26 protein-coding genes are annotated in these 22,750 nt (G+C 70.8%); 11 read left to right on the top strand and 15 right to left on the bottom strand.

Going from position 1 to position 22,750, the window contains the following annotated elements; genetic code table 11:
- Positions 1-7: 7 nt before the first annotated feature.
- Complete coding sequence (locus R9X44_RS16090) at positions 8-643, bottom strand: dihydrofolate reductase family protein (protein ID WP_319814970.1); 636 nt, start codon at positions 641-643, stop codon at positions 8-10.
- Positions 644-655: 12 nt separating this feature from the next.
- Positions 656-1,492 (bottom strand): alpha/beta fold hydrolase, encoded by an 837-nt coding sequence (locus tag R9X44_RS16085; RefSeq protein ID WP_319814969.1) that lies wholly within the window; start codon positions 1,490-1,492, stop codon positions 656-658.
- A 106-nt stretch (positions 1,493-1,598) separates the two neighbouring features.
- On the opposite strand from R9X44_RS16085, the gene R9X44_RS16080 reads away from it, so the two are divergent.
- Genes R9X44_RS16080 through R9X44_RS16070 form a run of 3 tightly spaced genes read left to right on the top strand, consistent with a single transcriptional unit; the run spans position 1,599 to position 2,559 of the window.
- Entirely contained in the window at positions 1,599-1,811 is a 213-nt protein-coding gene (locus tag R9X44_RS16080; RefSeq protein WP_319814968.1) for an HGxxPAAW family protein, read from the top strand.
- Positions 1,811-1,987, top strand: coding sequence for a hypothetical protein (locus tag R9X44_RS16075; protein ID WP_319814967.1), 177 nt, complete (start codon positions 1,811-1,813; stop codon positions 1,985-1,987). Before R9X44_RS16080 ends, R9X44_RS16075 begins: the two co-directional genes overlap by 1 nt.
- An 8-nt stretch (positions 1,988-1,995) precedes the next feature.
- Positions 1,996-2,559: a hypothetical protein gene (locus tag R9X44_RS16070; RefSeq protein ID WP_319814966.1), complete on the top strand. Its 564-nt coding sequence runs from the start codon at positions 1,996-1,998 to the stop codon at positions 2,557-2,559.
- An 11-nt stretch (positions 2,560-2,570) separates the two neighbouring features.
- Here the strand turns inward: R9X44_RS16070 and R9X44_RS16065 are convergent, their stop codons facing one another.
- Positions 2,571-3,209 carry an HAD family hydrolase gene (locus R9X44_RS16065; RefSeq protein ID WP_319814965.1) on the bottom strand — a complete coding sequence of 213 codons (639 nt, stop codon included), beginning with the start codon at positions 3,207-3,209 and terminating at the stop codon, positions 2,571-2,573.
- 105 nt (positions 3,210-3,314) lie between these two features.
- The gene (locus R9X44_RS16060; protein ID WP_319814964.1) at positions 3,315-3,863 is read right to left on the bottom strand and encodes a YceI family protein; all 549 of its coding nucleotides are present in this window, start codon (positions 3,861-3,863) and stop codon (positions 3,315-3,317) included.
- Between the two features lie 96 nt (positions 3,864-3,959).
- On the opposite strand from R9X44_RS16060, the gene R9X44_RS16055 reads away from it, so the two are divergent.
- A complete protein-coding gene (locus R9X44_RS16055; protein WP_319814963.1) occupies positions 3,960-4,439 on the top strand; it encodes a MarR family winged helix-turn-helix transcriptional regulator in 480 nt (159 codons plus the stop codon).
- Here R9X44_RS16055 and R9X44_RS16050 read toward each other — a convergent pair.
- Entirely contained in the window at positions 4,403-4,738 is a 336-nt protein-coding gene (locus tag R9X44_RS16050) for a hypothetical protein (protein WP_319814962.1), read from the bottom strand. The genes R9X44_RS16055 and R9X44_RS16050 overlap by 37 nt on opposite strands.
- Before the next feature lie 172 nt (positions 4,739-4,910).
- Between R9X44_RS16050 and R9X44_RS16045 the strand changes: the two genes are divergently transcribed.
- Together R9X44_RS16045 and R9X44_RS16040 are read left to right on the top strand one after the other, a co-directional pair.
- Positions 4,911-5,411 (top strand): NUDIX hydrolase, encoded by a 501-nt coding sequence (locus R9X44_RS16045; RefSeq protein WP_319814961.1) that lies wholly within the window; start codon positions 4,911-4,913, stop codon positions 5,409-5,411.
- Positions 5,412-5,472: 61 nt separating this feature from the next.
- Positions 5,473-5,913, top strand: a complete 441-nt coding sequence (locus R9X44_RS16040) for a CoA-binding protein (protein ID WP_319814960.1) — start codon at positions 5,473-5,475, stop codon at positions 5,911-5,913.
- Positions 5,914-5,923: 10 nt separating this feature from the next.
- Here R9X44_RS16040 and R9X44_RS16035 read toward each other — a convergent pair whose 3' ends face one another.
- Positions 5,924-7,150, bottom strand: coding sequence for a helix-turn-helix domain-containing protein (locus R9X44_RS16035; protein WP_319814959.1), 1,227 nt, complete (start codon positions 7,148-7,150; stop codon positions 5,924-5,926).
- 418 nt (positions 7,151-7,568) lie between these two features.
- Here R9X44_RS16035 and R9X44_RS16030 point away from each other — a divergent pair, with 418 nt between their 5' ends.
- Positions 7,569-11,006, top strand: a complete 3,438-nt coding sequence (locus R9X44_RS16030; protein ID WP_319814958.1) for a CDP-glycerol glycerophosphotransferase family protein — start codon at positions 7,569-7,571, stop codon at positions 11,004-11,006.
- A 474-nt stretch (positions 11,007-11,480) separates the two neighbouring features.
- On the opposite strand, the gene R9X44_RS16025 is transcribed toward R9X44_RS16030, so the two are convergent.
- The 9 genes from R9X44_RS16025 to R9X44_RS15985 form a co-directional block, all read right to left on the bottom strand.
- Entirely contained in the window at positions 11,481-11,684 is a 204-nt protein-coding gene (locus R9X44_RS16025; RefSeq protein WP_319814957.1) for an EF-hand domain-containing protein, read from the bottom strand.
- A 179-nt stretch (positions 11,685-11,863) separates the two neighbouring features.
- On the bottom strand, positions 11,864-12,448 hold the full coding sequence (locus R9X44_RS16020; protein WP_319814956.1) for a hypothetical protein: 585 nt from the start codon (positions 12,446-12,448) through the stop codon (positions 11,864-11,866).
- Positions 12,445-12,882 (bottom strand): hypothetical protein, encoded by a 438-nt coding sequence (locus R9X44_RS16015; RefSeq protein ID WP_319814955.1) that lies wholly within the window; start codon positions 12,880-12,882, stop codon positions 12,445-12,447. The genes R9X44_RS16020 and R9X44_RS16015 overlap by 4 nt, the downstream gene beginning before the upstream one ends.
- A gap of 68 nt (positions 12,883-12,950) precedes the next feature.
- Complete coding sequence (locus R9X44_RS16010) at positions 12,951-13,730, bottom strand: hypothetical protein (protein WP_319814954.1); 780 nt, start codon at positions 13,728-13,730, stop codon at positions 12,951-12,953.
- A gap of 39 nt (positions 13,731-13,769) precedes the next feature.
- On the bottom strand, positions 13,770-14,303 hold the full coding sequence (locus R9X44_RS16005; protein WP_319814953.1) for a hypothetical protein: 534 nt from the start codon (positions 14,301-14,303) through the stop codon (positions 13,770-13,772).
- A 29-nt stretch (positions 14,304-14,332) separates the two neighbouring features.
- Positions 14,333-15,916 (bottom strand): hypothetical protein, encoded by a 1,584-nt coding sequence (locus R9X44_RS16000; RefSeq protein ID WP_319814952.1) that lies wholly within the window; start codon positions 15,914-15,916, stop codon positions 14,333-14,335.
- Positions 15,913-17,487 carry a pyridoxal phosphate-dependent decarboxylase family protein gene (locus R9X44_RS15995; protein ID WP_319814951.1) on the bottom strand — a complete coding sequence of 525 codons (1,575 nt, stop codon included), beginning with the start codon at positions 17,485-17,487 and terminating at the stop codon, positions 15,913-15,915. The genes R9X44_RS16000 and R9X44_RS15995 overlap by 4 nt, the downstream gene beginning before the upstream one ends.
- Positions 17,488-18,022: 535 nt before the next feature.
- Positions 18,023-18,352, bottom strand: coding sequence for a branched-chain amino acid transporter permease (locus tag R9X44_RS15990; protein ID WP_319814950.1), 330 nt, complete (start codon positions 18,350-18,352; stop codon positions 18,023-18,025).
- Positions 18,353-18,357: 5 nt separating this feature from the next.
- On the bottom strand, positions 18,358-19,116 hold the full coding sequence (locus R9X44_RS15985; RefSeq protein ID WP_319814949.1) for an AzlC family ABC transporter permease: 759 nt from the start codon (positions 19,114-19,116) through the stop codon (positions 18,358-18,360).
- A gap of 63 nt (positions 19,117-19,179) precedes the next feature.
- Between R9X44_RS15985 and R9X44_RS15980 the strand changes: the two genes are divergently transcribed.
- The 4 genes from R9X44_RS15980 (at position 19,180) to R9X44_RS15965 (ending at position 22,729) form a co-directional block, all read left to right on the top strand.
- On the top strand, positions 19,180-19,632 hold the full coding sequence (locus tag R9X44_RS15980; RefSeq protein ID WP_319814948.1) for an Lrp/AsnC family transcriptional regulator: 453 nt from the start codon (positions 19,180-19,182) through the stop codon (positions 19,630-19,632).
- Between the two features lie 83 nt (positions 19,633-19,715).
- Positions 19,716-21,311 carry an AMP-binding protein gene (locus R9X44_RS15975; protein WP_319814947.1) on the top strand — a complete coding sequence of 532 codons (1,596 nt, stop codon included), beginning with the start codon at positions 19,716-19,718 and terminating at the stop codon, positions 21,309-21,311.
- A gap of 68 nt (positions 21,312-21,379) precedes the next feature.
- The gene (locus R9X44_RS15970) at positions 21,380-22,039 is read left to right on the top strand and encodes a DUF1266 domain-containing protein (protein WP_319814946.1); all 660 of its coding nucleotides are present in this window, start codon (positions 21,380-21,382) and stop codon (positions 22,037-22,039) included.
- A gap of 96 nt (positions 22,040-22,135) precedes the next feature.
- Complete coding sequence (locus R9X44_RS15965; RefSeq protein ID WP_319814945.1) at positions 22,136-22,729, top strand: TetR/AcrR family transcriptional regulator; 594 nt, start codon at positions 22,136-22,138, stop codon at positions 22,727-22,729.
- Positions 22,730-22,750: the final 21 nt, after the last annotated feature.

The raw sequence follows: 22,750 nt of genomic DNA, 5'->3' as shown, positions 1-22,750 counted from the left end.
GACGCGGTCACGACGACCTGCGGTATCTCAGGAAGAGATGGTCCCCATCCTGCCTTACCGCCGCGAGGCTCATCCCCTCCTCCAGCGCCGGACCCCGCACGATCCGCGGCGCGGCCCCGCCGACCAGGCGCGGCGAGAGCGTCAGGCACAGCTCGTCGAGCAGGCCGGCGGCGGCGATCCCGCCCAGCACCGTCGGGCCCCCCTCGCACAGCAGCTTGGTCAGACCGAGCCGGTGCAGCCCCGCGACCGCCGCGCCGAAGTCGACCGCCCCCTCCCCCGCGACGATCACCTCGGCGTGCTCGCGCGCCTCGGCGAGGCGCGGCGCGTCGGAGACGGTGATCAGGATGGGCCTGCCGTCGAACAGCGGCGAGGCGAAGTCGAGGTCGAGCGAGCGCGAGACCACGGCCATCGGCACTGGCGCTTTCCCGTACCTCTCGATCCGCACGGTGTTCGCACCCACGATGATCGCGTCGGCCATCGGCCGCAGCGCCTGGAACAGCAGCTTGTCGGTCTCGTTGCCGAGCCCGCCCGACAGGCCCTCGTAGGTCGCCGCGCCGTCGGCGCTGGCGATCATGTTGGCGCGCAACCAGGGCCCGTCGGGGTGGGCGTAGTCGGCGAGCAGGTCCGCGGGAAGATCGCTCATCCCGCCAGGGTCTCAGATCGAGGCGGCGTGCCGGGCCACGAGGTCGGCGATCTCGGCGGGCCTGGTCACCGGGACCCAGTGACCCGCCTTGACGCTCACCCGGGTGATCCGCGACGCGAACGGCAGGGCCGAGGCGGCGAGCGCGGGCGTCACGAAGGCGTCGTCCTCGGGGACGACGAGCTGTACGGGGACGTCCGTAACGCGCTCCTGCGGGTGGCGCATCCTGGGCAGGATGTTCGCCCGGTAGAGGTTCACGCCGTACGCGCCGTCCAAGGCGACGGTCCCGCTGAAGTGCGGGGTCTTCGTCCGCTCCAGCGCCGCGACCAGGCGCGGCGCGACGCCGGTGCGCCAGCTCAGGATCGGCAGCACGGGCAGGTGGAAGAACACGATGTACCAGGAGTGCAGCATCTGGCGCAGGCCCCTGAGCGTGCCGGAGTGCGCGCGCGTCCAGCGGCCCGCGTGGTCGAGCGACGGGCCGGAGATCGAGGTGTAGGAGGCGAACAGTTCGGGCATCGTCGTCACCGCCTCCCAGCCCTGGATCGAGCCCCAGTCGTGCCCGACGAGGTGGACGGGGCCGTCCGGGCTGACCTCCTTGACGACCGCGCGCAGATCGTTCATCAGCAGCGGGAACCGGTAGGCCGCGCGGCCCTTCGGACGGCTTGACGCGCCCGCGCCGCGCACGTCGTAGGTGACGACACGGAAGCTGTCGGAAAGGCGTTCCACGACGCCGTCCCAGACAGTGTGCGTGTCGGGGTAGCCGTGCAGCAGCAGGACCGTGGGGCCGTCGGCCGCGCCGCGGATCTGGACCGCGAGATCGACGCCGTCACCATGGACGATTTTGTTGGACATATTGCCAATTACAGGGCCGTGCACCCGATGGGTCAAGTCCACGACACCGGACCCCGCCGGTACACTGAACGAGATTTACGTGACCATGACGAAAGAGGCACAAGAGATGTCCGCTGGTGGTTCGCACGCCGGAGAGCTGAAGTCCTGGGTCGCGGTGTCCGTGGCCTTCATCGGTTTCATCGTCGCAGGCTTCGGCCTGCCGATGGGCAACTGGGCCGTAATGGGCGCCGGTGTCGCGCTGATCGTGGTCGGCGGCGTGCTCGGGGTGCTGTTCCGGATCATGGCCGACGTCGTCGTCGCCGTGCCGCCCAAGATCTGATGTTCCACCGCCGCACCCTTGACGAGGAGATCGCCTTCCGGCAGGCCAAGCGGCCGCCGCTCACCGAGGGAAAGCACTTCGAGCACGGGCCCGCGAAGTTCGTCTTCGTCAGTCTCCTCACCATCACCGTGGTGGCGCACCTCGTCGCCCTGGCGCTGCTGAAGTTCGCACCCTGATCTCCCCCATGGGCAAAGCGGCGGCGCTCACGACCGTGCTCGTGCTGACGGGCACGGTCTTCGCGCATCCCGCGCACGCGGCCCCGGCCGCCAAGTGCGCGGCGGGAACCTGGCGGCTCACCAAGGCCGACCTCACCGTCACCCAGTCCTCGACCCGGCTGCGGATCACCGGCGGCGCGGGCGCGACGCTCACCCTGAGCGGCGGCAAGGCCGTCCACCGTTACGCGGGCTCGGCCCGGCTCACCGAGACCGGCACGTCCGGCGGGGCCAAGGTGACGGGCTGGCTTCGTTACCGGGGCGTCCTGCGGATGAAGGCCAAGCTCTCGGGCAACCGGCTCATCGGAACCGTCTCCTCGGCGTCGGGCAACGCGACGCTCAAGCTGCGGCAGACCGCGCCGCTGTCACTCGACCCGGCCCCGCGCGATCTCGTCGCGCTGCTGAAGGCCCGGGAGTTCACCGGCGTCCCGTACAACGCCAAGATCACGTGCTCGCGCGGCACGCTCAAACTGCGCCAGACCGACTCGGGCAAGTCGGGCACGCTCAAGGGCGTCTGGACCTACCGCCGCGCCTGATCGGCGCGGCGTCAGAATCCGGCGAGGGACAGGGCTTCGAGCAGCGAGTCCACGACGGGAGCGCCGGTCCGCTCAAGGTCCTCGCGGCGCTGCATGCCGCCGGTGTACAGCACGGCCCGCGCGCCGACCGCGGCCGCCGCGACGGCGTCGTCGGCCGCGTCGCCGATCACGGTGAGGTCCGACGGGTCGATGCCGAGGACCCCGGCGTGCCGGATCATGTGCTCGGCCTTGCCGCCGCCGGGCGCGCCGACGAGGCCGTCCACCCGGGTGAAGTACTCGCCGATCCCGAATCCGCCGACGAGCGAGCTCAGATGGTCGTGCCTGGCCATCGACAGGATCGACTGGCTGCGTCCCGCGCCTGTCACGAGGTCGAGGGCGGCCAGGGCGTCGGCGGTGAGCGGGGCGGTCGACACAAGGCTCTCGTAGCTGGCGTGGAACAGCTCGTCCATGCGCTCCCACTCGCCCTCGCGCAGCGGACGGCCGAGCAGCCTCTCGTAGCCGACCCACACGGGCCGGGTGTAGGCGGCCATGATCTCCGCGCCCGTGACGCCCTCGGCCTCGGTGCCGAGGAACGCCGCCGCGCTCGCGTTCAGGACGATGTCCCTGTCGTCGAAGAGCGTGCCGTTCCAGTCCCAGACAATGTGTCGCACCGGTGCATTCTAGGCGGCGCGGCCGGATGGACGCCTCCCGATAAAACGCGCGCGGGCGGCGGCCCCCCCCCCGTGCGGGGCCGCCGCCCGTCGGCGCGCGGACGCTCAGGCGTTCTTGACGGCCGAGATCTCGAACTCGAGGTTGATCTTCTCGCTGACCAGCACGCCGCCGGTCTCCAGCGGGGCGTTGAAGGTGACGCCGAAGTCGCTGCGGTTGATCGAGGTGGAGCCCTCAAAACCGATCCGGTGGTTGCCGAACGGGTCCTTGGCCGCGCCCTCGTAGTCGAAGTCGATCGTGATGGGCTTGGTGACGCCCTTGATCGTCAGGTCGCCGACGACGCGGAAGACGTCGTCCTTGACCTGCTCGACGGAGGTGGACCGGAAGGTGATCTCCGGGAACTTCTCGACCTCGAGGAAGTCGTTGGTGCGCAGGTGGCCGTCACGCTGCTCGTTGCGGGTGTCGATGCTCGCGGTGGAGATCGTCACCTCCACGGACGAGACCGACGGGTCCGACCCGTTCACCTGGGCGGTGCCGGTGAACTCGTTGAAGGCGCCGCGGACCTTGGTGACCATCGCATGGCGGGCCGAGAAGCCGATGCGCGTGTGGGTCGGGTCAAGGGTGTAGGTGCCGGTGAGCTCGGAGAGGTCGGACATCGTTGGCTCCTCTAGTCAGGTTCTGCTTCGGAAGAAGTTGAACGTTCAACCCTGAGCATAGCCAGCTTCGGTGACATGTCAAGTAAACTGGGTTCCATGACCCGATGGCTCTCCGACCAGGAACAACGCGCGTGGCGCGGGCTCCTGGAGCTGCACGCCGAAGTGTGGACCGCCGTCGCGCGCGACCTCCAGGCCAACGCGGGGCTGTCCCTCGGCGACTACGCGGTCCTCGCGAGCCTCAGCGAGGCGCCGGAGCACCGGCAGCGGGTGACCGAACTCGCCAGGGCCATCCAGTGGGAGCGCAGCCGGCTGTCCCACCAGCTGTCCCGCATGGACAAGCGCGGCCTCGTCGTGCGCAGGGAATGCCCGGAGGACGCGCGCGGAGCCTTCGCCGAGATCACCGCGCGCGGCCTCGAAGTCATCGCCGCAGCCGCGCCCGAGCACGTCGCGAGCGTCCGGCGGCACATGTTCGACGCGCTCACGCCCGAGCAGGTCGAGGCGCTCGCCGGAATCTCCGCGTCCGTCGTGGAACGGCTGCGTCAGTCGTCCTCTGAGGGGATGAACGGCAGCACCTGAGTGTCCACCGAGCCCTGCTTCCTGACCCCGTGCTCGACCGCCGCCAGCGCGTGCCGCAGCGCGCCGTTGTCGCGCAGCAGCTGGTCGTTGTCGGCGCGCAGCGCGGCGACGGAACGGCGGGTGCGCCACAGCGTCACGACCGCGCCGATGAGGATCCCGGCGGCCAGCGCGCCGAGCGCGGGAAGCAGCAGCGCCCCCGCCCCGGCGACGAGCAGCAGCAGCACGGCGGCCAACGCCTTCCCGTGTCGCTCCGCCCAGTCCCACGCCCTGTCCACGCTCTTGGGAATCCGCACCCGCACCTGGCCTCCAGTCTTCTCGCCGACGCAAGGGGAACGGCGGAGGCGGACCGGGGTGTTCCCGTCGGCACCCGGCTGACGGAAATCTCACATCGCCCTAGCGGACGCCGTCCCCCGCGGCGGCGCGACCCGCAGTCTATCCAGAATGATCATGGAAAGTACTAGGATCGGACCGATGAGCACTCCGCACCGCCCGAGCGCCCGCGTCCTCCTCGTAGACGAGCACGACAGGCTGCTGCTGTTCCTCGACGGCCTCATAGACAAGTTCTGGCTCACGCCAGGCGGCGGGATCGACCCCGGCGAGAGCGTCGAGCAGGCCGCGCTGCGGGAGCTGCGCGAGGAGACCGGGCTCGTCGTGCCGCCCGAGGCGCTCGGGCCCGTCGTGGCGACCGCGTCCGGGTACTACCGCGCCGAATGGGACGGCTTGGTGCGCTCGGCCACCGACACCTACTTCTACGTGCGGACCGCGCACTTCACGCCGGACACGAGCGGCTTCACCGACTACGAGCGCGAGACCGTGGACGAGCACCGGTGGTGGACGCCGGACGAGATCGCGTCCGCGCCGCCCAGCGTCGTCCCCTGGGGCCTTGCAGGGCTGCTTCCCGGGCTCCTTACCGGACGGCTCCCTGCCGCGCCCGTCACGCTGCCGTGGCACCACCCCGGCGTCAGCCCGTAAGGGCGATGGGTGCGGGCGCGTCGCCGGAAATAACGCGGCGGCCCGCGGGGTTGCCGCAGACATGAGCACCCCGCACCCCGAGGACCGCTGGGCCGACTTCACCACGATTCGCCGCCTGCTGTGGGAGTCGAAGACATGGGCGTTCGTCGGGCTCGGCGACGACCCCACCAGGACCGCCTACGACCAGGCGCGGCTGCTCCAGGGGCGCGGCAAGCGCATCTACCCGGTGCATCCGACCGCCCAGACAACCCTCGGCGAACCCGTGTACCGGACCCTGTCCGACATCGGCGCGCCGATCGACGTCGTCGGCGTGTACCGGCGTGCCGCTTTCGCCGGAGACGTCGTCGACGAGGCCATCCGGGTGGGCGCGAAGGCGGTCTGGCTGCCGTTGGACGTCATCGACGAGGCCGCCGCGCTGCGGGCGTCAGAAGCGGGCCTCGACGTCGTCATGAACCGCTGTCCGGCCGTCGAATGGTCGGTCCGGCACAGGCCGCCCGCGTAACGCGCGGCGGTCAGGAGGGGTCGTCGCCCGTCGCGGGGTTGAGCGCGAGCCAGCCGTGCAGGACCATGTGCAGCTCAAGGCGCTGGTCCGGGTGGTAGATCTCGTCGCCCAGCAGACCCTCTAGCTGACGGACCCGGTAGCGGATCGTCTGGGCGTGCATGTGGAGGCGCTGGGCGACCTCGGTGGCGTTGAAGCCCGACTCGAGGCAGGCGAGCAGGGTCTCGGCGAGCACCCGGCGCTGGCGCGGCCGCAGCTCGAGCAGCGGGCCGAGCCTGCGTTCCGCGACCCGGTCCACGAGGTCGGCGTGCGGGACGATGAACAGCGTCGGAAGGTGCTCCTCGGCGACGACGAGCCCGTCGTCCGGCAGGTGGCCGCGCCGGGCGAGGTCGAGTGCGCGGTTCGCCCACGCGCGTGAGCGTGCCGCCTCCGTCACCGGGACCGACGGTCCGAGCGCCGCGAACCAGCCGCGCAAGCCGTGCTCGAGCATCCTGCGCCGCCCCGGGCCGCCCGGATCGGGCACCAGCAGGCACGGTTCGGCGAGGTGCAGCCCGACGAGCACCTCCGACGGCAGCGCGGGCCTGCGCGCGGGCTCGGCGTCGCGCTCGTGCACCGCGACGACCGCGACGGACTGCGGAATCGCCCACCCGGTCTTGGCGGCGAGTTCCCTGACGTCCTTGAGCGCGCGGTCCCCGCCTTCCAGCAGCAGCTCGAGCATCCGGCGCAGCCGTCCCTGGAACTCGCCGACCTCGCGCGCCCCGGCCTCGGCGTGCCCGGCCGCGACGGCCTCGGCGAGGATGTCGATGTAGACGAGCACCGAGTTGGTGAGCTGCCCGACGACCGCCCCCGGCATGTCCACGCCGCGTTCGGCGTTGCGCCGGGTGATGTACTCGATGGTCGCGCGGGTGCCCACGCGGGCCGCGCTCTGCCACGCCTCCATGCTGCGCGCCTCACGCGCCTCGCCGACGCCGAGCGCGCGGAAGAACGCGATGGTCTCGGTGGAGTCGAGGTCGGGGTCCACGAGCATGTCGAACCAGTGCCCGATGGCGTACTCGACCGCGGTGCGCACGACCCCGGCGTACCTCGGGTCGTGCGGCCGCACGTACTCGGGGATCGACTTCTCGATCTCCGCGACGCCCTCGTCGGCGATGACGTCGAGTTCGGGCCGGTACGTTCGGACGAGGCCGCGGAACGTCTCCCTGTGGGCCTCGTAGTCCAAGACCCCGTGGAGCAGACCCACGCCTCTCCTCTCCTCGGCACCCGGGAATCCTGCGGACCCGGGAAAGAGCAAAGTTACTCCGCGTTGCGTGTGGGTTTCAACAGGCTTACGGGAAATGTCGGGCGGCGTGACGCGGCGGAAGCCTCCGGCCGAACGATCCGATCATGAAAACATGTGTGAACAGTGCGCCGGGTGGTGAGGACGTCAGCAAGGGTGGAGGCGGCCACGTCGCGGAAGGGGTGACCGCCTCCCACCCCTTACCTCCCCGTAACAAACGCCGGGTAAATGCAACGGAACCGAGATTCGAACGGTTCTTCTCCGGTGGGGTCACCGGGCCTAAGATCGCGGTAAGCGGTCAGCAGCAGGTCATCGACCTGTTCCCACCCTCTCGCAACACCGCCTCCCCCTTTGGCGTGCCTTGACGAGAGGTGTTCCTTCTGTGCCGATCCTGAGCGTCGTCGTGCCGTTTCACAATGTGGCCGAATACCTCGATTCCTGCCTTTCCTCACTCGCCGCCCAGACCGTTACGGATCTGGAAGTGATAATGGTCGACGACGGCTCCACCGACGAAGGCGCGCGCATCGCCGAGTCGTGGACCGCACGGGATGAACGTTTCACTCTGCTGCGCCGCGAACACGGCGGTCCTGGAGCCGCGAGGAACACCGGCGTGGCCCGCGCGCGCGGCGCGTTCCTCGCCTTCGCCGACGGCGACGACGTCGTGCCCCCTGACGCCTACGACCTGATGCTGCGCACGCTCGAGCGCACCGGGTCCGACCTCGTCTCCGGCGGGGTACAGCGGATCGGCTCCTACGGCACCAAGCCCTCCCATCTGCACGGACGTGCGATCGTCGCCGAACGCCTCAGCACGCACATCACCAAGACGCCGAGCCTCCTGTACGACGTCACCATGTGGAACAAGGTGATCCGGCGAAGCCTGTGGGACGAGCACGGCCTCGCCTTCCCCGAGGGCGTCCTGTACGAGGACATCCAGCTCGCGGTCCGGCTGCACTGCCTCGCCCGCCGGGTCGACGTCATCACCGAACCCATCTACCTGTGGCGTGAGCGCTCGGGCGGGAACCCGTCGATCACCCAGAAGCGCGACGTGCCGGAGAACCTGCGCGACCGCATCGCGGCACTGCTCAACATCGACTCCTTCCTCGCCGAACACGCGCCGCGCAGGCTGCGCCGCGCGCACCACCACAAGGCGCTCACCAACGACCTTCCCCTGTACTTCAAGGAGCTGCACAGGGTCGGCGACGACTACCGCGCGCTGTTCCTCGACAGGGTGAACGCCTACCTCGACCGGGTGCCGCGCCGCGCCTACCGGACGCTGCCGTCGGGCGAGAAGCTGCGGTTCCACCTGGCGCGGCGGCGCCGTATGCCGGAACTGCTCGACCTGCTCGCCTGGCAGCGGGCCGCCAAGCCGGGCGCGCTGCCCGTCGTGCGCGAGCGCCTACGCCTGTACGCCGACCTCCCCTTCCGCGACGACCGCACGATCCCCTCGCGCGTGTTCCGGCTCACCTCGGCCGAGACCCGCCCGGTGACCCGCGTGGACGAGGTCGCCTGGAGCGACGGCAGGCTGCGCGTGGCCGGGCGCGCCTACGTGCCCTACCGCGACCTGGACGACCGGCGGCACACCACGAAGTTCCTTGTGCTGCGCTCGCCCGGGCGGCTCCCGCGCGTGGTGCGCATGCGCAGCGAGCTGCACCCCGAGGCGACCGCGCGCTCCGGCCAGGACCGCTATGTCTACGACTGGTCGGGGTTCTCCTGCGCGGTGAACCCCGGCCGGCTGTCGGGCGACTGGCGCTTCCATGTGATCGTGCGCGGCCACGGCCTCGTGCGCTCCGCGCCGCTGACGGTGCCCGTGCGGGGCCGTCCGCAGCGTCCGCCCTACGCCGAGCTCGGGCGTGACGTGCGCATGGTGACCCGGTGGTCGGGCGACCAGCTGTGCCTCTCGGTGCAACCGCTGCGGGTCATCGCCACGGGCTTCCGGCTCGACGGCGACGACCTCGAGCTGACCAGCCGCCTCAGCGACCCGGCGACCTCGGCCGAGCTGCTGGTGAAGCGCGGCGCGACGGTGCACGAGCTGCCCGCCGCCGTCGTCGCCGGGGTCTGCTCGGCGCGGGTGCCGCTCGACCTGCTCGTGGACACCGACAGCGCCGACGACTACGCCTCGTGGGAGACCTACCTCAGGCTCGACGGGGGTGAGCCGGTGCGGATCGCCGCGACCGAACTGCTGCCCGAGGAGCGGTTCACCCACCGGCTGCGCGAGGTCGCGGTCCTGCACACCCGTGACGGCAACCTGTCGATCGCCGAGCGGACGTTCCGGCCCGTCATCGAGACCGAGGAGTGGACCGACGACGGCGTCCTGGTGCTGCGCGGCTCCTACCGCGGGCCCGGCCCGCTGGTGGCCGTGCTGCGCCGGCGCGGCACCGGCGACCTGCACACCTTCCCCTTCACCCAGGACGGCACCCGCTTCGAGGTGCGCCTGGCGCTGCGCGAGGCCGAGACGTTCGGACGGCGCGCCCCGCTGCTGGACGGCACGTGGGACATCACCGTGCGCGAGGAGGCCCCGCACGAGGACCGCCTCATCTACACCAAGTTCGACCACGGCCACCTGCCGAACCTCGCCGAGAAGCCCGTCACCTTCGACGGGAAGCGGCTGCGGTTCCTGTGCTCGCAGTACGACACCCCGGTCATCGAGGTCGAGGCCGACTCCAGGCCCGACGAGCGCGGCGCGTACGCCCAGCGGCAGCTCCAGGAGCGCTACTACCCGCTGCACCGCGGCCTGCGGATGCGCGACCAGCTCGTGTTCGTGAGCTGGAAGGGCAAGCAGTGCTCGGACAACCCGCGCGCCGTCGCCGACGAGCTGCGCAGGCGCGGCGACGACCGCGAGCACATCTGGGTCGTGCGCGACACCGCCCTCGAAGCGCCGCCCGGCGCGACGGTCGTGCGGCAGTGGAGCCGCGAGTACTACCGGGCGCTCGCCCGCTCCAAGTACGTCATCGCCAACGACGACATGCCCGCCTCCTACGTCAAGCGCGAGGGCCAGACATATGTGCAGACCTGGCACGGCACCCCGCTGAAGAAGATCGGCTTCGACATCGGGCAGGTGCGGTTCGCCAGCGGCAACGCCTACCTTGAGCACCTGGAGAAGGACGTCGCCAAGTGGGACGTCATGCTCTCGCCGAACCCGTTCAGCACGCCGATCCTGCGCACGGCGTTCCGGTTCGACGGCGAGGTGCTGGAGACCGGCTACCCGCGCAACGACCTGCTGCACTCCCCCGCCGCGCCGCTCGTCGCCGCGCGGGTGCGGGCCCGCCTCGGCATCCCCGAGGGCAAGAAGGTCGTGCTGTACGCGCCGACCTGGCGTGACGACCAGTTCTACGGCGGCGGACGCTACCGCTTCGACCAGCGCCTCGACCTGCTGCGGGCGCGCAAGGAGATGGGCGAGGACCATGTGTTCCTCGTGCGCGGCCACCACCTCATCGCCGACGACCTCTACGACCCCTCGTACGGCGACTTCGTGATCAACGTCAGCGGCTACCCCGACATCACCGACCTGTACCTGGTCAGCGACGTGCTCATCACCGACTACTCCTCGGCGATGTTCGACTTCGCGGGCACCGGGCGGCCGATGCTGTTCTTCACCTACGACCTGGAGACCTACCGCGACACCCTGCGTGGCTTCTACTTCGACTTCGAGGAGCGCGCCCCCGGGCCGCTGCTGACGACGTCGGACGAGGTGCTCGACGCCCTGGGCGACCTGCCTTCGGTGACGAGCGAGCACGCCGCGGCGTACCAGCGCTTCGCGGCGGACTTCCACCCCGTGGGCCCGACGCCCGCGGCGAGCCTGGTGGCCGACCGGCTGTGCTGATCCCCGCTCCGGGGCCGCGGGACACGCGGCCCCGGAGCGCCGCGCCGCAGCGCGCACGCGATCTGGAACGGCAGCGAACACAGGTAGACGCACACCACGTCGAGCACCACGGGGCTGCCGTAGCCCGCCTCCTGCCTGGTGTGCAGGCCGAGCACGAGCAACGCGGCGTACGACGCGCCGGCAAGCCACCCGCAACGCCCCCACCCCGCGCCCGACGCACACCGCCACAGCGCCGCGCAGACCGCCCACAGGTAGCAGACCGACGGCAGGAACACCAACGGCGCGGCCCACATCTCCGGCTCGTGCCGCCACAGCCCCCACAGGATCGGCGCGCCGAACACCGCGGTCAGGCCGGCGACGGTGAGCGCCAGCACCGCGCCCGCGCCCACGAGAAGTCTCCGCACCCCTCAGAGCGAACCCGCGCCCCGACCCGCCGCCCAGCCGCAACGCCGCGCTTTGCCCGGAACTGACCCTTCAAAGGAGGAAGTCGACGAACTCCTCGAGCGAGATCAGGCCGTCCCCGTCGGAGTCGGCCTTCCCGAAGATCGCGTCGCTCTCCTCCTCGGTGATCGGCGTCCCGTTCCGCTCGTACAGCCGCGCCAGCTCCTGCCGCGAGATCTGCCCGTCCCCGTTGGTGTCCACCACCGGGAACAGCTCGCGCGCCTGACCCTCCGTCATGACACTCTTCCCTTCCACCACAACCCCCATCCCAGGGCCCCACCACGGGGCCCGCTCCGTTCTCCCCCAAACCCTAATGCCCCAGCACCACCCCTGGTTTTTCCCTTGTGGATAACTCCACCCGTCCGGGTCGAGCCCGCCCGAGAGGCACGCCCGGGGCGTGCCTCTCGGGGGTCGGGTCAGGTGGTGGGGAGGACTCGGAGTGCGGGGTAGTGGGGGGAGTTGAGGTAGAGGTTGGTCGGGGCGTGGGGGGTTTCCAGCTCCAGGACCAGGCGGTAGCGGTAGAGGGCGGGGCGGGCTGTGGTCATGACGGCCCCGGCCCAGTAGTAGTAGACGGCGGTGTGCTTGTCGCGCATGCGGTCGGGGCCGCCGTAGACCTTGAGCTCGGTCATCATGCGGCGTTCGGCGGGGTCGTCCTCGTCGCCCTCCTCGATGTCGAGGAAGACAAGGTTGTTGATCTTGGGCATGGGCGGCCAGGTGCCGTCGGGACGGCGGTGCATGTCGACGGGGCGGATGATCCAGTTGATCACCTGGCCCTGCTTGCAGACCGTCTCGAGGTGGTCGGTGCCCTGGCCGACGCCGCCGACGGAGTTGTCCATCATGAACAGGCAGCCATCGAGCGACTGGGTCGCCACCGCCCTGTCCATGTCGACAAGGGTCACCACGTTGAGCTGGACGGAGTTGAGCTGGCCGCGCTCCTTGAAGTCGCCGGCCTGGTAGCTCTGGTCGGTCCGGGTCTGGTCGGTCCTGGTCTGCTCGGTCATCGGGCCTCCTTCACCGGGCCGACGAGGGCCTGCTCGGCCGCGACGGTGAACGGTTCGGCGACACCGCCCAGCAGGAACGAAAGCCGGTAGGTGACGGGCTTGACGAGCTCGCGCTTCACCGTCGCGGTCCAGAACGCGATGTCAGTGCCGGGGTAGAACTCACGGACGGGGTCGGCGACGCGCCGGTCGATCTCGATCCCGGAGAGCGCGACGAACGTCTCGCACTCCAGCGGAATGACGTTCCAGAGCAGCCTGTCGCCCTTGCGCACGCGGGTCCGCAGCTCGGGGGTCCCGAACCCGGACGATCCGGCCGTCCGGTTCGTGTCGTACAGGTACAGGTTCTCGTCGAGGTCGCCGGAGGCGAGCGCCGCGACGGGGTCGACGACCGCGGTGATCGTCACGGGCCGCAGTGCGCCTGACGGTTTGGGGGGCATGCTCCTCCTCGGTTCGCGTGAGGTGACGGGCGGTGCGACGGTCTCGGCCGCCGTCTCGGTCTCGGCGGTCACGGCACGGGCGGGAACTCGGGGAGCGGGAGGACGCCGAGCCCCGCTCCGGTGAACGCGTTGCGCTTCGGGTCGGTCATGACCTCGAGCGCCGACGTGCAGGTGAGGTCGACGGGCTGCCAGACGAGCCCGTCCTCGCGCTCGACCAGCTCGTGGAGCTGGATGTGCATCGTGTAGGAGTAGATCCCGGGCCGGCTCGTGTCGACCGTCGCGGCCCAGTACCAGCCGTCGTAGATCATGTCGGGCGAGCCGTACTGCGCCGGGTACATGATCTTCTGTTCGACGGCGGGGCCGGTGATGTCGGTGATGACCGGCGTCGGGTAGTTGTAGGTGTCCGCCGCGTCGCTCCCGGCGACGTGGCCCGTCGCGTCGAGGATCTTCGCGGTGGGGATGCCCTTGGCGCTGCGGCTCTGCTTGGCGCGGACGCCGACCTCCTCCTTGATCCTGCCGACCTCGGCCTCGTCGCCCGCGCCGACGGCGGCGAGGTGGGCGAGGGCGTCGCGGTCGGTCTGCAGGGCCTGTTCGGCGAGGTAGTTGCGCGGGACGGTCGGCGGGACCGCGCCGAGCGAGGCGGGAAGCCAGTTGAGCACCTGCTCGGTGGCCTGGGAGCCGTCGAGGAAGTACGCCCCGGGCACGATGGTGACGAGTCCGCCGGTGCCCTCCCCGGTCGAGCCGAGGAACTTCATGTTGTCGAACCAGTAGGCGTTGCCGTCGAGGGTGCGTTCCTGGAGCGCGTTGTCGACGTCGATGAGGACGATGATGCCGTGCTGTTGTGCCATGCGCCTGCCTTCCCTTCTTCTCTTCGGCCGGTCAGGGGTTCACACGCGCAGCAGCGCGGGCGTGTCGACGTGCAGGAGGCTGTTCGGACCCTCGTGGATCTTGATGGAGAGCCGGTAGCGGTAGGGGACGCCGGGGGCCATGGTGAACGGCACGATCCCCTCCCACACGAGGAGGTCGTGGTTCTCCAGGCCGTTGGAGGCGAGCGCGCTGGGCGGCGCGGCCGTCTGCGACGCCGTCTCGGGTTCGGCGAGCAGGACCCCGGACGCCGCCGCGTACGCGGGCACGGCGGCGTAGCCGGGGTCAGGCCGCGTCACGGGCGGCGCGTGCTCGGGCTCGCCGGGGCCGAGGAAGGTGATCTGGTGGATCTCGACCGGCGTCTGCACGTCGACGTGGATCGCGGTCCACTGCACGACCTGGCCGGGCAGCACTGTCGTCACCAGCTCGGGGGTTCCCGGGTTGCGGCTGCCGTAGGGGCTGTCGTCCACCAGCGCGAGGTTGCCCTGGTGGAGGGTGCGGTCCGACAGCGCGCCGACGGCGTCCACCATCACGACGATGTTGACCTTCGGTTTCACTCGCTCTCCCATCGTGGGTGTTGCGGGGGTCAGATGCGGTCCCGCACGAGCGGGACCTTGCCGACGGCCGTCCGCTCGATCTCCGGCGACGCGCGCGGGACGAACTCGAGCCGGAAGTCGTAGCCGGAGGCCGCGACGGACTCGGGCGTGGCCTCGCGGTCGTTGAACAGCGACAGCGAGCGCGGCAGGGCCCGGGCGAACAGTCCGCGCCAGCCTTCGCCGCCGAGCGCGGCCGACGCCGTCGCGGCGAGCCCCTCGACGTCGTCGGCGGCGACGAGGACGGTGAGTGCCTTGGCGGCCCGGTGGTTGACGAACTGGACGTCGAGCGCGACCCGGTCGAGGTCGATACCGGACACGCGCAGGAGCTCCGCGCGCAGGGCGGCCTGGGCGAGCAGGGCCGAGTACTGGCTGTCGCCGAGGTGCAGGACGTCGCCGCTGCGTCCGGCGAACTCGAACAGCCCGGTCTTGAGCCCGGGGCCGTCCATCGGGGCGCGGCGCACCATCCGGTCGCCGAGCTTCAGCCTGAGCAGCGGCGTCTCGTGGGCGTGCAGCCGGGTGACGACGAGTTCGCCCTCCTCCCCCTCGGCGACGGCCCTGCCGTGCTCGTCGACGATCTCCACGAGGTGCAGCCCGGGGACGGCGGCCAGTTCGGGCCGCGTGTGGTCGAGCTGGAGGCCGATGCATTCCGCCTGCGTCGCGGCGAAGTAGCTGAGGATCGACACGTTCGGGTAGACCGCGTGGAGTTCGTCCCGCTTCGTCTGCGGGAGGAGCCCGCTGCCGTACATCGCGACGCGGAAGCTCTCGCGGGCGTGCGCCGGCATCCCCGCGCCGAGTTCGGCGAGGTAGCCGACGCCCGCCGAGATGCCCATCAGCGCCTTCGCGCCGGGGTAGGAGAACATGTGCTCGAGCACCGGCGCGGTCACCGGACCCGCGCCGATGTAGTTGACGCCGGGCACCGCGGCGAGGACGCCGCCGACCATCGTGCCGCTGCTCCACATCTGGTAGTCGGCGAGCGTGGTGTACAGCCAGCGCGGTCCCGGCGCGCGGAAGTAGCCGCTGAGCTGGTACGCGCCCATGAACGCGCCGGAGATCCGGTAGGTGTCGCGCAGTTCGCGCAGCGAGTAGACGATCTCCAGCGGCATGCCGTCGCTGGTGCCGCCGCTGGCGACGATCTCGAAGCCGCCCCGCTCGATCGGCACGACCATGCCGGCGCGCGACCCCATGAACATGTCGCGTTGGACGGTCTTGTCCGACAGCGGGACGCGCTCCCACTCGGCGAGGTCGGCGGGCGCGGACGTCACGCCGAAGTGGTGCAGCCGCTCGCGCCACAGCGGGTTCAGCAGCGCCGTGTTGACGATCTGCTGCAGCCGCCGTAGGACGAGCGCGTCCTGGACGGTGTGAGCCGCCTCGCAGTACGGGACGCCGACGGCACGGGCGCACTCTTCGAGCTTGGCGGCGAAGGACGGCAGCGCCGCGACCTGCCCGACCGAGCGGGGGTCCAGCTCCTCGTCGGGGATGAGCCGCGCGGCGAGGTCCGCGGCCGCCGCCCGGCTCAAAGCCTGTGGGCGCGGGCTTTTCCGGCCGTGGTCCTGCGGGGGGAGGGTCATCGTCATGGCCTGTCGCCGTCCTTGTCGTCGCGGGCCGCGCGCTCGCGCAGCACCTGGTTGCCGGTGGCCCTGATCTCCGCGAGGAGGAGGGCGAGGTGTCCGGCGTCGATCCGGTGGTTCATGAGGACCACCCGGAGCGCGGCGACGCCGTCGATGTCGACCTTGGAGATGAAGAAGCGCCCGTCGGCCCGGACCCGGCTCCGGATGGCGAGCTGGAGCCCGTGCAGGGCGGCGGGGTCGAGGCCGTCGGGGTCGTAGCGGAAGCAGAGGATGTTGGCTTCCGGCTCGTGCAGGACGGTGAAGCCGGGCTCGTCCGCGAGCATCCGGTGCGCCTGGGACGTGAGCGCGCACAGGTGGTCGATCTTGCGCGCGAACAGGGCGGGGCCGTACACCGACCAGAGCGTCCACAGCGGCATGATCATCGGGCGTTTGGTGCATTCGAGGGTCTTGTCGCCGCTGTCGTAGGCGCTGTAGGCGTCGGGTTCCTCGTCGAAGACGTAGCTCGCGCGCTGGCGGAACGCGCCGCGCGCGGCGGAGGCGTCGCGGTAGAACAGCAGCGTGCAGGGGGCGGGGACGAACAGCATCTTGTGGGCGTCCCAGGTGAGGGAGTCGGCTTCGGCGACGCCGTCGAGGCGGCCGCGGTGCGTGGGCGAGACGAGCAGGCTCGCGCCGTGCGCGCCGTCCACGTGCAGCCATATGCCGCGCCGCCGGGTGATCGCGGCGATCTCCGCGAGCGGGTCGAACGCCCCCATCGCGGTGGTCCCCGCCGAGGCGACGAGGCAGAAGACGCGCAGGCCGCGCCGCTCCGCCTCATCGAGCGCGGGTCCGACGAGTTCGGGACGGACGCGGCCCTGCGCGTCGACGGGCAGGCGCACGATCCGTTCCTCGCCGATGCCCAGGACGCCCGCCGCGCGGTCGACGCTGTAGTGGGCCTCCGCGCTGATCGCGACGGCGGGACGGACGCCCGCGCCCGCGTCGCCGCGCGCCCAGATGCCGGGAAAGGCGCGGTTGCGGGCGGCGAGCAGGGCGGTGAGGTTGGCCATCGACCCGCCCGACGTGGTCACCATCGCCGACGTCGCGGGGTCCCAGCCGATGAGCGGGGCGAGCTCCTCGGCCATGAGCCGTTCGGCGACGTTGGGGAGCTGGCCGGCCTCGTAGAAGGAGGACGGCTGGTTGGCGACGGATCCGACGAGGTCGACGAGGCCGGCGAGCGGGACCGTGCCGGAGAACTGGCGGCCCATGTAGCCGGGTGAGTGGACCTGGATTCCCGTGCTCAGGTACAGGTCGACGATCCGGGCGAGCCTGTGCTCGTCGAAGGGGGCGATGGCGACGCGTTCGGCCGTCATCAGATCCCGCGCGGTTTTTGTCAGGACCGACGGGTCGATCAGGTCGAGTCCTTTGATCTCCGGGTCGTCAAGATGGCTGCGCAGCCGGACCGCGCATTGCTCGACGGCCCGCTGAAAGCGCGCCGGGTCGAACGCCTCGGCGAGGTCGGCGGCTGCGGTTCCGCGTTCCCCTCCGTTCACCGTGCCGTTCCCCGAATTGTCGGCGGTGTTCTGCGTCCTGACGAGCGTCACAGGCGGAGACCTCCCTCACGATCACGTGCCCGGATGGTGCTTCGGGACCGATCGTAGGCAGCGCGGGCAGGTCGCCGACAGGCCGCGACCGGCTACGGACGCGCAGGTCATATGGGATGTCCGTAAGGAAGGTTCGGGGACCGTGGCGGGACCGTCAAGGAATCACGAATGCGGCCCGGATACCGGCCAAACCACCCAGAGCAAAGTAGACAAAAGGAATATTCGCCTCGACAGGTCGCCCTTTTTCGGCGGGCGCTGCCCGATATCGCCTTACTTTTTTCGCACCGGTCAGGGAATTCCATGATGGGCGGTGCGCATGCTAAGCGGCACAATGCGGTGTCCGTTTCCGCAGCCGCGTGACCTTGACGCAAGACAATACGCAAGGGCCTCCCCGTGCTTACTCCGGCGCATTGTCACGGTGTCATGGGCACGGTCTCCGCCGCGGTTCCGGCGCGTCGCGCGGTACCGCCGCCGGATGCGTCGCCGGGCGTGATCGCGCGGAAGCCGAACGGAGACTCCGGGCCGCGGCCCGTGCTCAGGCGTGCAGAGCCGTGGCGAGGGCGACGTGCAGGGCGGTCGCGCCGATCACGCTGACGACGGCGTTGCGGGTGCGCAGATGCAGCGCGACGGCGGCCGCGAGCCCGACGACGACGGGCACGACCGCGCGCCAGGCCGTCGGCTCGACGCCGCGCAGGGTGTACAGGGCGAGGATCAGCATGACGCCGACCGGCATCCGCAGGGACAGGTCGCGCAGCGCGGCCGACCTGCGCAGCGGGCTGAGCACCGCGAAAGGCAGCGCGCGCAGCCCCCAGGTGATGGCGGCGCTGATGCCGACGGCGGCGGCGAGATAGAGCGGGGTGGGCACGCGACTTACCTTTCGGCCCCGACGGGCACCGGCAGGGCCGCGACCTCTTCACGCGCGGCCTCCTGTGGCACGGACGGCTCACCCTTGCGCCGCTCAAGCGCATACCGGGCGAGCAGGCACGCGGTGAACAGGATCATCGCGGTGAGCAGCGCCTGCCCGGGGGTGGCCAGGACGGCGACCGCGAAGCTCCCCGCGGCCATCAGCGGGACGGGCATGTCGCGCCGCGCCCGCCACGCGTCGAGCGCGAGGACGACGAACAGGGCGGTGAGCGCGAACTCGAGCCCGTGCAGGGTGACCGGGATGAGCGATCCGGCGACCGCGCCGACCGTCGCGCCGGCGGCCCAGTAGATCTGCAGCAGCGCCTGCATGCCGAGGATCCGCGCGCCGCTCCAGGCCCGCGCGCGGCCGCCCGCGGTGAGCGCGTACGCCTCGTCGGTGAGGGCGAAGGTCGCGTAGACGCGGGCGCGCGGGCTGACCTGGTGCAGCGGGAAGGACAGCGCGTAGAAGACGTGCCGGAAGTTCACCAGCAGGGCCGTCACCGCGATCTGGGCGAGCGGGGTGACCGCGGCGACAAGGCCGAGGAGCAGGAACTCCAGGGATCCCGCGTAGACGACGGCGGCGAACACCGTCGCCCACCACCACTCGAGCCCCGTGTGCACCACGAGCACCCCGAGGCTCACCCCGAGCGGGAAGAGGCTCAGCCCCACCGATGCGGTGTCGGCGGCGGCCGCCGTCAGATCCCGCCGGACCCTTGCGTCGAACATGAAGGCAATGATAGTGCGGATATGACCTAATATGGTTGCATAGAGTTATGAGATAATGGGCCTATGGGCAATGATGTAACCCTTGATGCGGTTGATCGTGAAATATTGTTCCAGCTGGCGCGGGACGGCAGGATGTCGAACGTCGTGCTCGCCCGCCGCGTCGGCCTGACCCCGCCGCCGTGCCTGCGCCGGGTGAAACGCCTGGAAGACGCGGGGGTCATCACCGGATATCGGGCGGACGTCTCCCCCGAGGCGCTCGGCCGGTCCCTCGAAGTCGTCCTGTCGGTGGACATCGCGGTGAACAACCTGCAGACCGTCGAGGAGTTCGAGGCCGACGTCGCCGCGCACGACGAGGTGCTCGAGTTCCGCAGGATGTTCGGCCGTCCCGACTACTACATCCGTGTCGCGGTGTCCGACCAGGTCGCCTACGAGCGCTTCCTCAGCCAGAAGATCATGATGCTGCCGGCGGTCTCCCGGGTCGACTCCCATCTGACGATGAAGCGGATCAAGGGCTGACACGAGCCGACATAAGCGGAGACTTACGGCGCGACGCCGCGGCGGGATACGTTGAGGGCCCAGCAGGGAAGGAGTCCACCCCGATGCCGTCCTTCAACCTCGCCGATCTTTTTGAGATCGTCGCCGACGCCGTCCCCGACAACCTCGCGCTCGTCGCGGGAGACGTCCGCCTCACCTACGCCGAGCTCGAGGCCAGGGCCAACCGGGCGGCCGCCGCGCTCGCCGCGGGGGGCGTCGGCCACGGGGACAGGGTCGCGATCCTGTCCTACAACCGGGCCGAATGGCTCGAAGCCCAGATCGCCGCGTTCAAACTGCGCGCGGGCACCGTCAACGTGAACTACCGCTACACCTCTGGCGAACTCGCCCATGTGATCGCCGACTCCGGCGCCAAGGCGCTCGTCGGCGAGCGCGCGCTGGTCGCGCGGCTGAACGAGGTACGCGACACGCTGCCGGACCTCACCCACGTCCTCCTGCTCGAGGACGGGTCCGACGCCGAGGTCCCCGGAGCGCGCTCCTACGCCGACGACGTCGCCGCGGCCTCCCCCGAACGGGTCACGGTCGAGCGGTCCGGCGACGACCTGTTCATGCTCTACACCGGCGGCACGACCGGCCTGCCCAAGGGCGTCGTGTGGCGCGCGGAGGACATGTTCTTCACCGCGATGGGCGGCGGCAGGATGATCGGCGACCCCGTCACCCGCCCCGAGGAGGTCGGCGAGAACGCCGCGGCGGGCGGGCTGACGATCATGGTCAACGCCCCGCTCATGCACGCGGCGGGCGTCTGGATCTGCTGGGCGGCGCTCACCAGCGGCTCCAAACTCGTCGTGTGGTCCGAGCGCAGCTTCGACCCGGCAGGGGTCCTCGGCGTCGCGGCGGCCGAGGGCGCCCAGGTGATGTCCCTGGTCGGCGACGCCATGGCACGGCCGATCGCCGACCTGCTCACCGCCGACCCCAAGGCGTTCGACCTCACCTCGCTGCTGGTCCTGGCCTGCGGCGGCTCGGCGACGTCCCCCGACGTGAAGGCGCGGCTGCACGCCGCGCTGCCGACCCTGATGACGATCCTCGACGCGATGGGCGGCTCGGAGACCGGCGTCGCCGCGGCGGGCGTCGAGCCCGACGAGTTCGGCAACGCCCGCTTCGCCCCGCGTGAGGGCATGGCGGTGCTCGATGAGAACCTTCGCCCGATCACCCCGGGATCAGATGACATCGGGGTCTTCGCCCGCAAGGGCAGGATTCCAATCGGGTACTGGAACGACCCGGTGAAGACCGCCGCCACGTTCGTCACCGACGCCGACGGGGTGCGCTGGGCGATCCAGGGCGACATGGCCAAGGTCGACGCCGACGGCAACATGGTGCTGCTCGGCAGGGGCTCCACGGTGGTCAACACCGGGGGCGAGAAGGTCTACGCCGAGGAGGTCGAAACCGCCGTGAAAGCGCATCCTTCGGTCTATGACGCGCTCGTCGTGGGCGTTCCGGACGAAAGGTTCGGCCAGCGGGTCGCCGCGGTGGTCTCCACGAGCGGCGAGGTGACCGCCGAGGAGCTGCGGGAGCACTGCCGCAAGACCCTCGCCGGGTACAAGGTGCCGCGTGATGTCCACTTCGTCCCGGAAGTTCAGCGGACGCCGACGGGCAAGGCTGACTACAAGTGGGCGAAAGCCGCGGCCCTGGAAGCAGGCGCATGACGGACGCCGCTGCGTCACAATGATCTCCCAAAGGGCGATTTCCAAAGGGGCGATCTCCCGGAGAGCGGGTGGGGCAGTTGGACGACCTGCGGCTGTGGTGGCTCGCGCTTTCGGCGATCCAGGTCGAGTGGGGCGGCGGCGGCCATGACGCGCTGCGCATGGACGACGGCTCCCCCGACGCCTACCGTCGCGCGCTGAACGACAACTGGGGGATCACCTCGACGGCGGCGCTGCTCGACATGGCCCGATGGCTGACCACGTCGGGGCACGCGCGCGAGTACGAGCGGCATCTGGGCCGCGCCCCGTTCGCCTGGGACGCGGCCCGGCTCGTGTTCCTGGTCCGGGCCGCGCACGCGGCGGGGCTGCTGCCCGAGGAGGAGGCGGCCTGGGACCTGTGCGAGCGCCTGACGGTCCCTGTCCTGTGCCGCTACTCCTCCTGGGACGAGTACGCCGAGGACTTCCTGGCGGCCCGCAGGATCTGGGTGGGCGACGGGGTGCACGACCCCGAGCAGGCGGCGCGGCAGGAGGAGTTCGAGGGGGCGGCGGCGCGGCTGCTCGATCCGGCGAACGCCGACAGTCCCTGGCGGCGGGTACCCTTCGCCGCACCCGCCCCCTACCTCGTCGTCCGCAGGCCGGGGAGGCGCGCGGCCGCCGCATCCGTCGCGGAGAGCCCGCGCGAGGACCGCAACGCCGCGCTGCGCCGTGGTTTTGAGGTGCCCCTGCACTGACCGCTTCCTTGCGCGACACGAAATTTTGCGTATCGCGAAGATTTTCACCCTATAAATGATTGCGCACCGCGCAACAACATGGGTACGTTGTCCGGCGTGAACGAGGGACTCCGCGCGCGCAAGAAGCAGGCCACGCGCCGCGCGCTAGGCGAGGCGGCGCTACGCCTCGCACTGGAACACGGCCCCCAGAACGTCAGGGTCGAGGACATCGCCATGGCGGCCGGGGTCTCCACCCGCACCTACAACAACTACTTCGGCAGCCGCGAGGCCGCGATCTGCTCCGTCGCGGCGGACCGCGCGATCTGGCTCGCCGAGGCGCTGCGGGACCGGCCCGCCGACGAACCGCTCGCCGCGGCCTGCGTCAACGCCTTCCTCGACTACTTCCGTGGGCAGGAAGAGCCGGACCGCAAGGCGATGCTGATGATCTTCTCCCATCCGGCGCTCCAGGCCGAGTTCCAGCGGCACTGCGGGCCGAGAACCGGCCCGCTGGTCGAGGCGATCGCCGAACGCTGCGGGCTCGACCCGGAGACCGACATCTTCCCCGGGCTGTTCACCGACGCGCTCATGGTCGCCGTCCGCGCCGCGAACGCCCACTGGATGCGCGCCGACGACGACAGACCCTTCGCCGACGTCCTCGGCGAGGCCCTGGCGATCGTCGCGCCCGTCGCGACGGCGGTCACGCCACGTTAAGCGGTCACACCGCGTCAGTCC

This window comes from Actinocorallia sp. A-T 12471, assembly GCF_033875155.1.
In the GTDB taxonomy this organism is placed as follows: domain Bacteria; phylum Actinomycetota; class Actinomycetes; order Streptosporangiales; family Streptosporangiaceae; genus Actinocorallia.
Note: the sequence above shows the minus strand (reverse complement) of the source record. Positions and strands in the feature narration are given on the sequence as shown.

Bases quoted from the DNA above. Each gene is read 5' to 3' on its own strand.
- R9X44_RS16055 (WP_319814963.1), top strand. From the start codon at position 3,960: ATGACCCGATGGCTCTCCGACCAGGAACAACGCGCGTGGCGCGGGCTC.
- R9X44_RS16015 (WP_319814955.1), bottom strand. From the start codon at position 12,882: ATGCCCCCCAAACCGTCAGGCGCACTGCGGCCCGTGACGATCACCGCG.
- R9X44_RS16070 (WP_319814966.1), top strand. From the start codon at position 1,996: ATGGGCAAAGCGGCGGCGCTCACGACCGTGCTCGTGCTGACGGGCACG.
- R9X44_RS16010 (WP_319814954.1), bottom strand. From the start codon at position 13,730: ATGGCACAACAGCACGGCATCATCGTCCTCATCGACGTCGACAACGCG.
- R9X44_RS16000 (WP_319814952.1), bottom strand. From the start codon at position 15,916: ATGACGATGACCCTCCCCCCGCAGGACCACGGCCGGAAAAGCCCGCGC.
- R9X44_RS16060 (WP_319814964.1), bottom strand. From the start codon at position 3,863: ATGTCCGACCTCTCCGAGCTCACCGGCACCTACACCCTTGACCCGACC.
- R9X44_RS16090 (WP_319814970.1), bottom strand. From the start codon at position 643: ATGAGCGATCTTCCCGCGGACCTGCTCGCCGACTACGCCCACCCCGAC.
- R9X44_RS16025 (WP_319814957.1), bottom strand. From the start codon at position 11,684: ATGACGGAGGGTCAGGCGCGCGAGCTGTTCCCGGTGGTGGACACCAAC.
- R9X44_RS16080 (WP_319814968.1), top strand. From the start codon at position 1,599: ATGTCCGCTGGTGGTTCGCACGCCGGAGAGCTGAAGTCCTGGGTCGCG.
- R9X44_RS16075 (WP_319814967.1), top strand. From the start codon at position 1,811: ATGTTCCACCGCCGCACCCTTGACGAGGAGATCGCCTTCCGGCAGGCC.
- R9X44_RS15980 (WP_319814948.1), top strand. From the start codon at position 19,180: ATGGGCAATGATGTAACCCTTGATGCGGTTGATCGTGAAATATTGTTC.
- R9X44_RS16045 (WP_319814961.1), top strand. From the start codon at position 4,911: ATGAGCACTCCGCACCGCCCGAGCGCCCGCGTCCTCCTCGTAGACGAG.
- R9X44_RS16040 (WP_319814960.1), top strand. From the start codon at position 5,473: ATGAGCACCCCGCACCCCGAGGACCGCTGGGCCGACTTCACCACGATT.
- R9X44_RS15985 (WP_319814949.1), bottom strand. From the start codon at position 19,116: ATGTTCGACGCAAGGGTCCGGCGGGATCTGACGGCGGCCGCCGCCGAC.
- R9X44_RS16020 (WP_319814956.1), bottom strand. From the start codon at position 12,448: ATGACCGAGCAGACCAGGACCGACCAGACCCGGACCGACCAGAGCTAC.
- R9X44_RS16085 (WP_319814969.1), bottom strand. From the start codon at position 1,492: ATGTCCAACAAAATCGTCCATGGTGACGGCGTCGATCTCGCGGTCCAG.
- R9X44_RS15975 (WP_319814947.1), top strand. From the start codon at position 19,716: ATGCCGTCCTTCAACCTCGCCGATCTTTTTGAGATCGTCGCCGACGCC.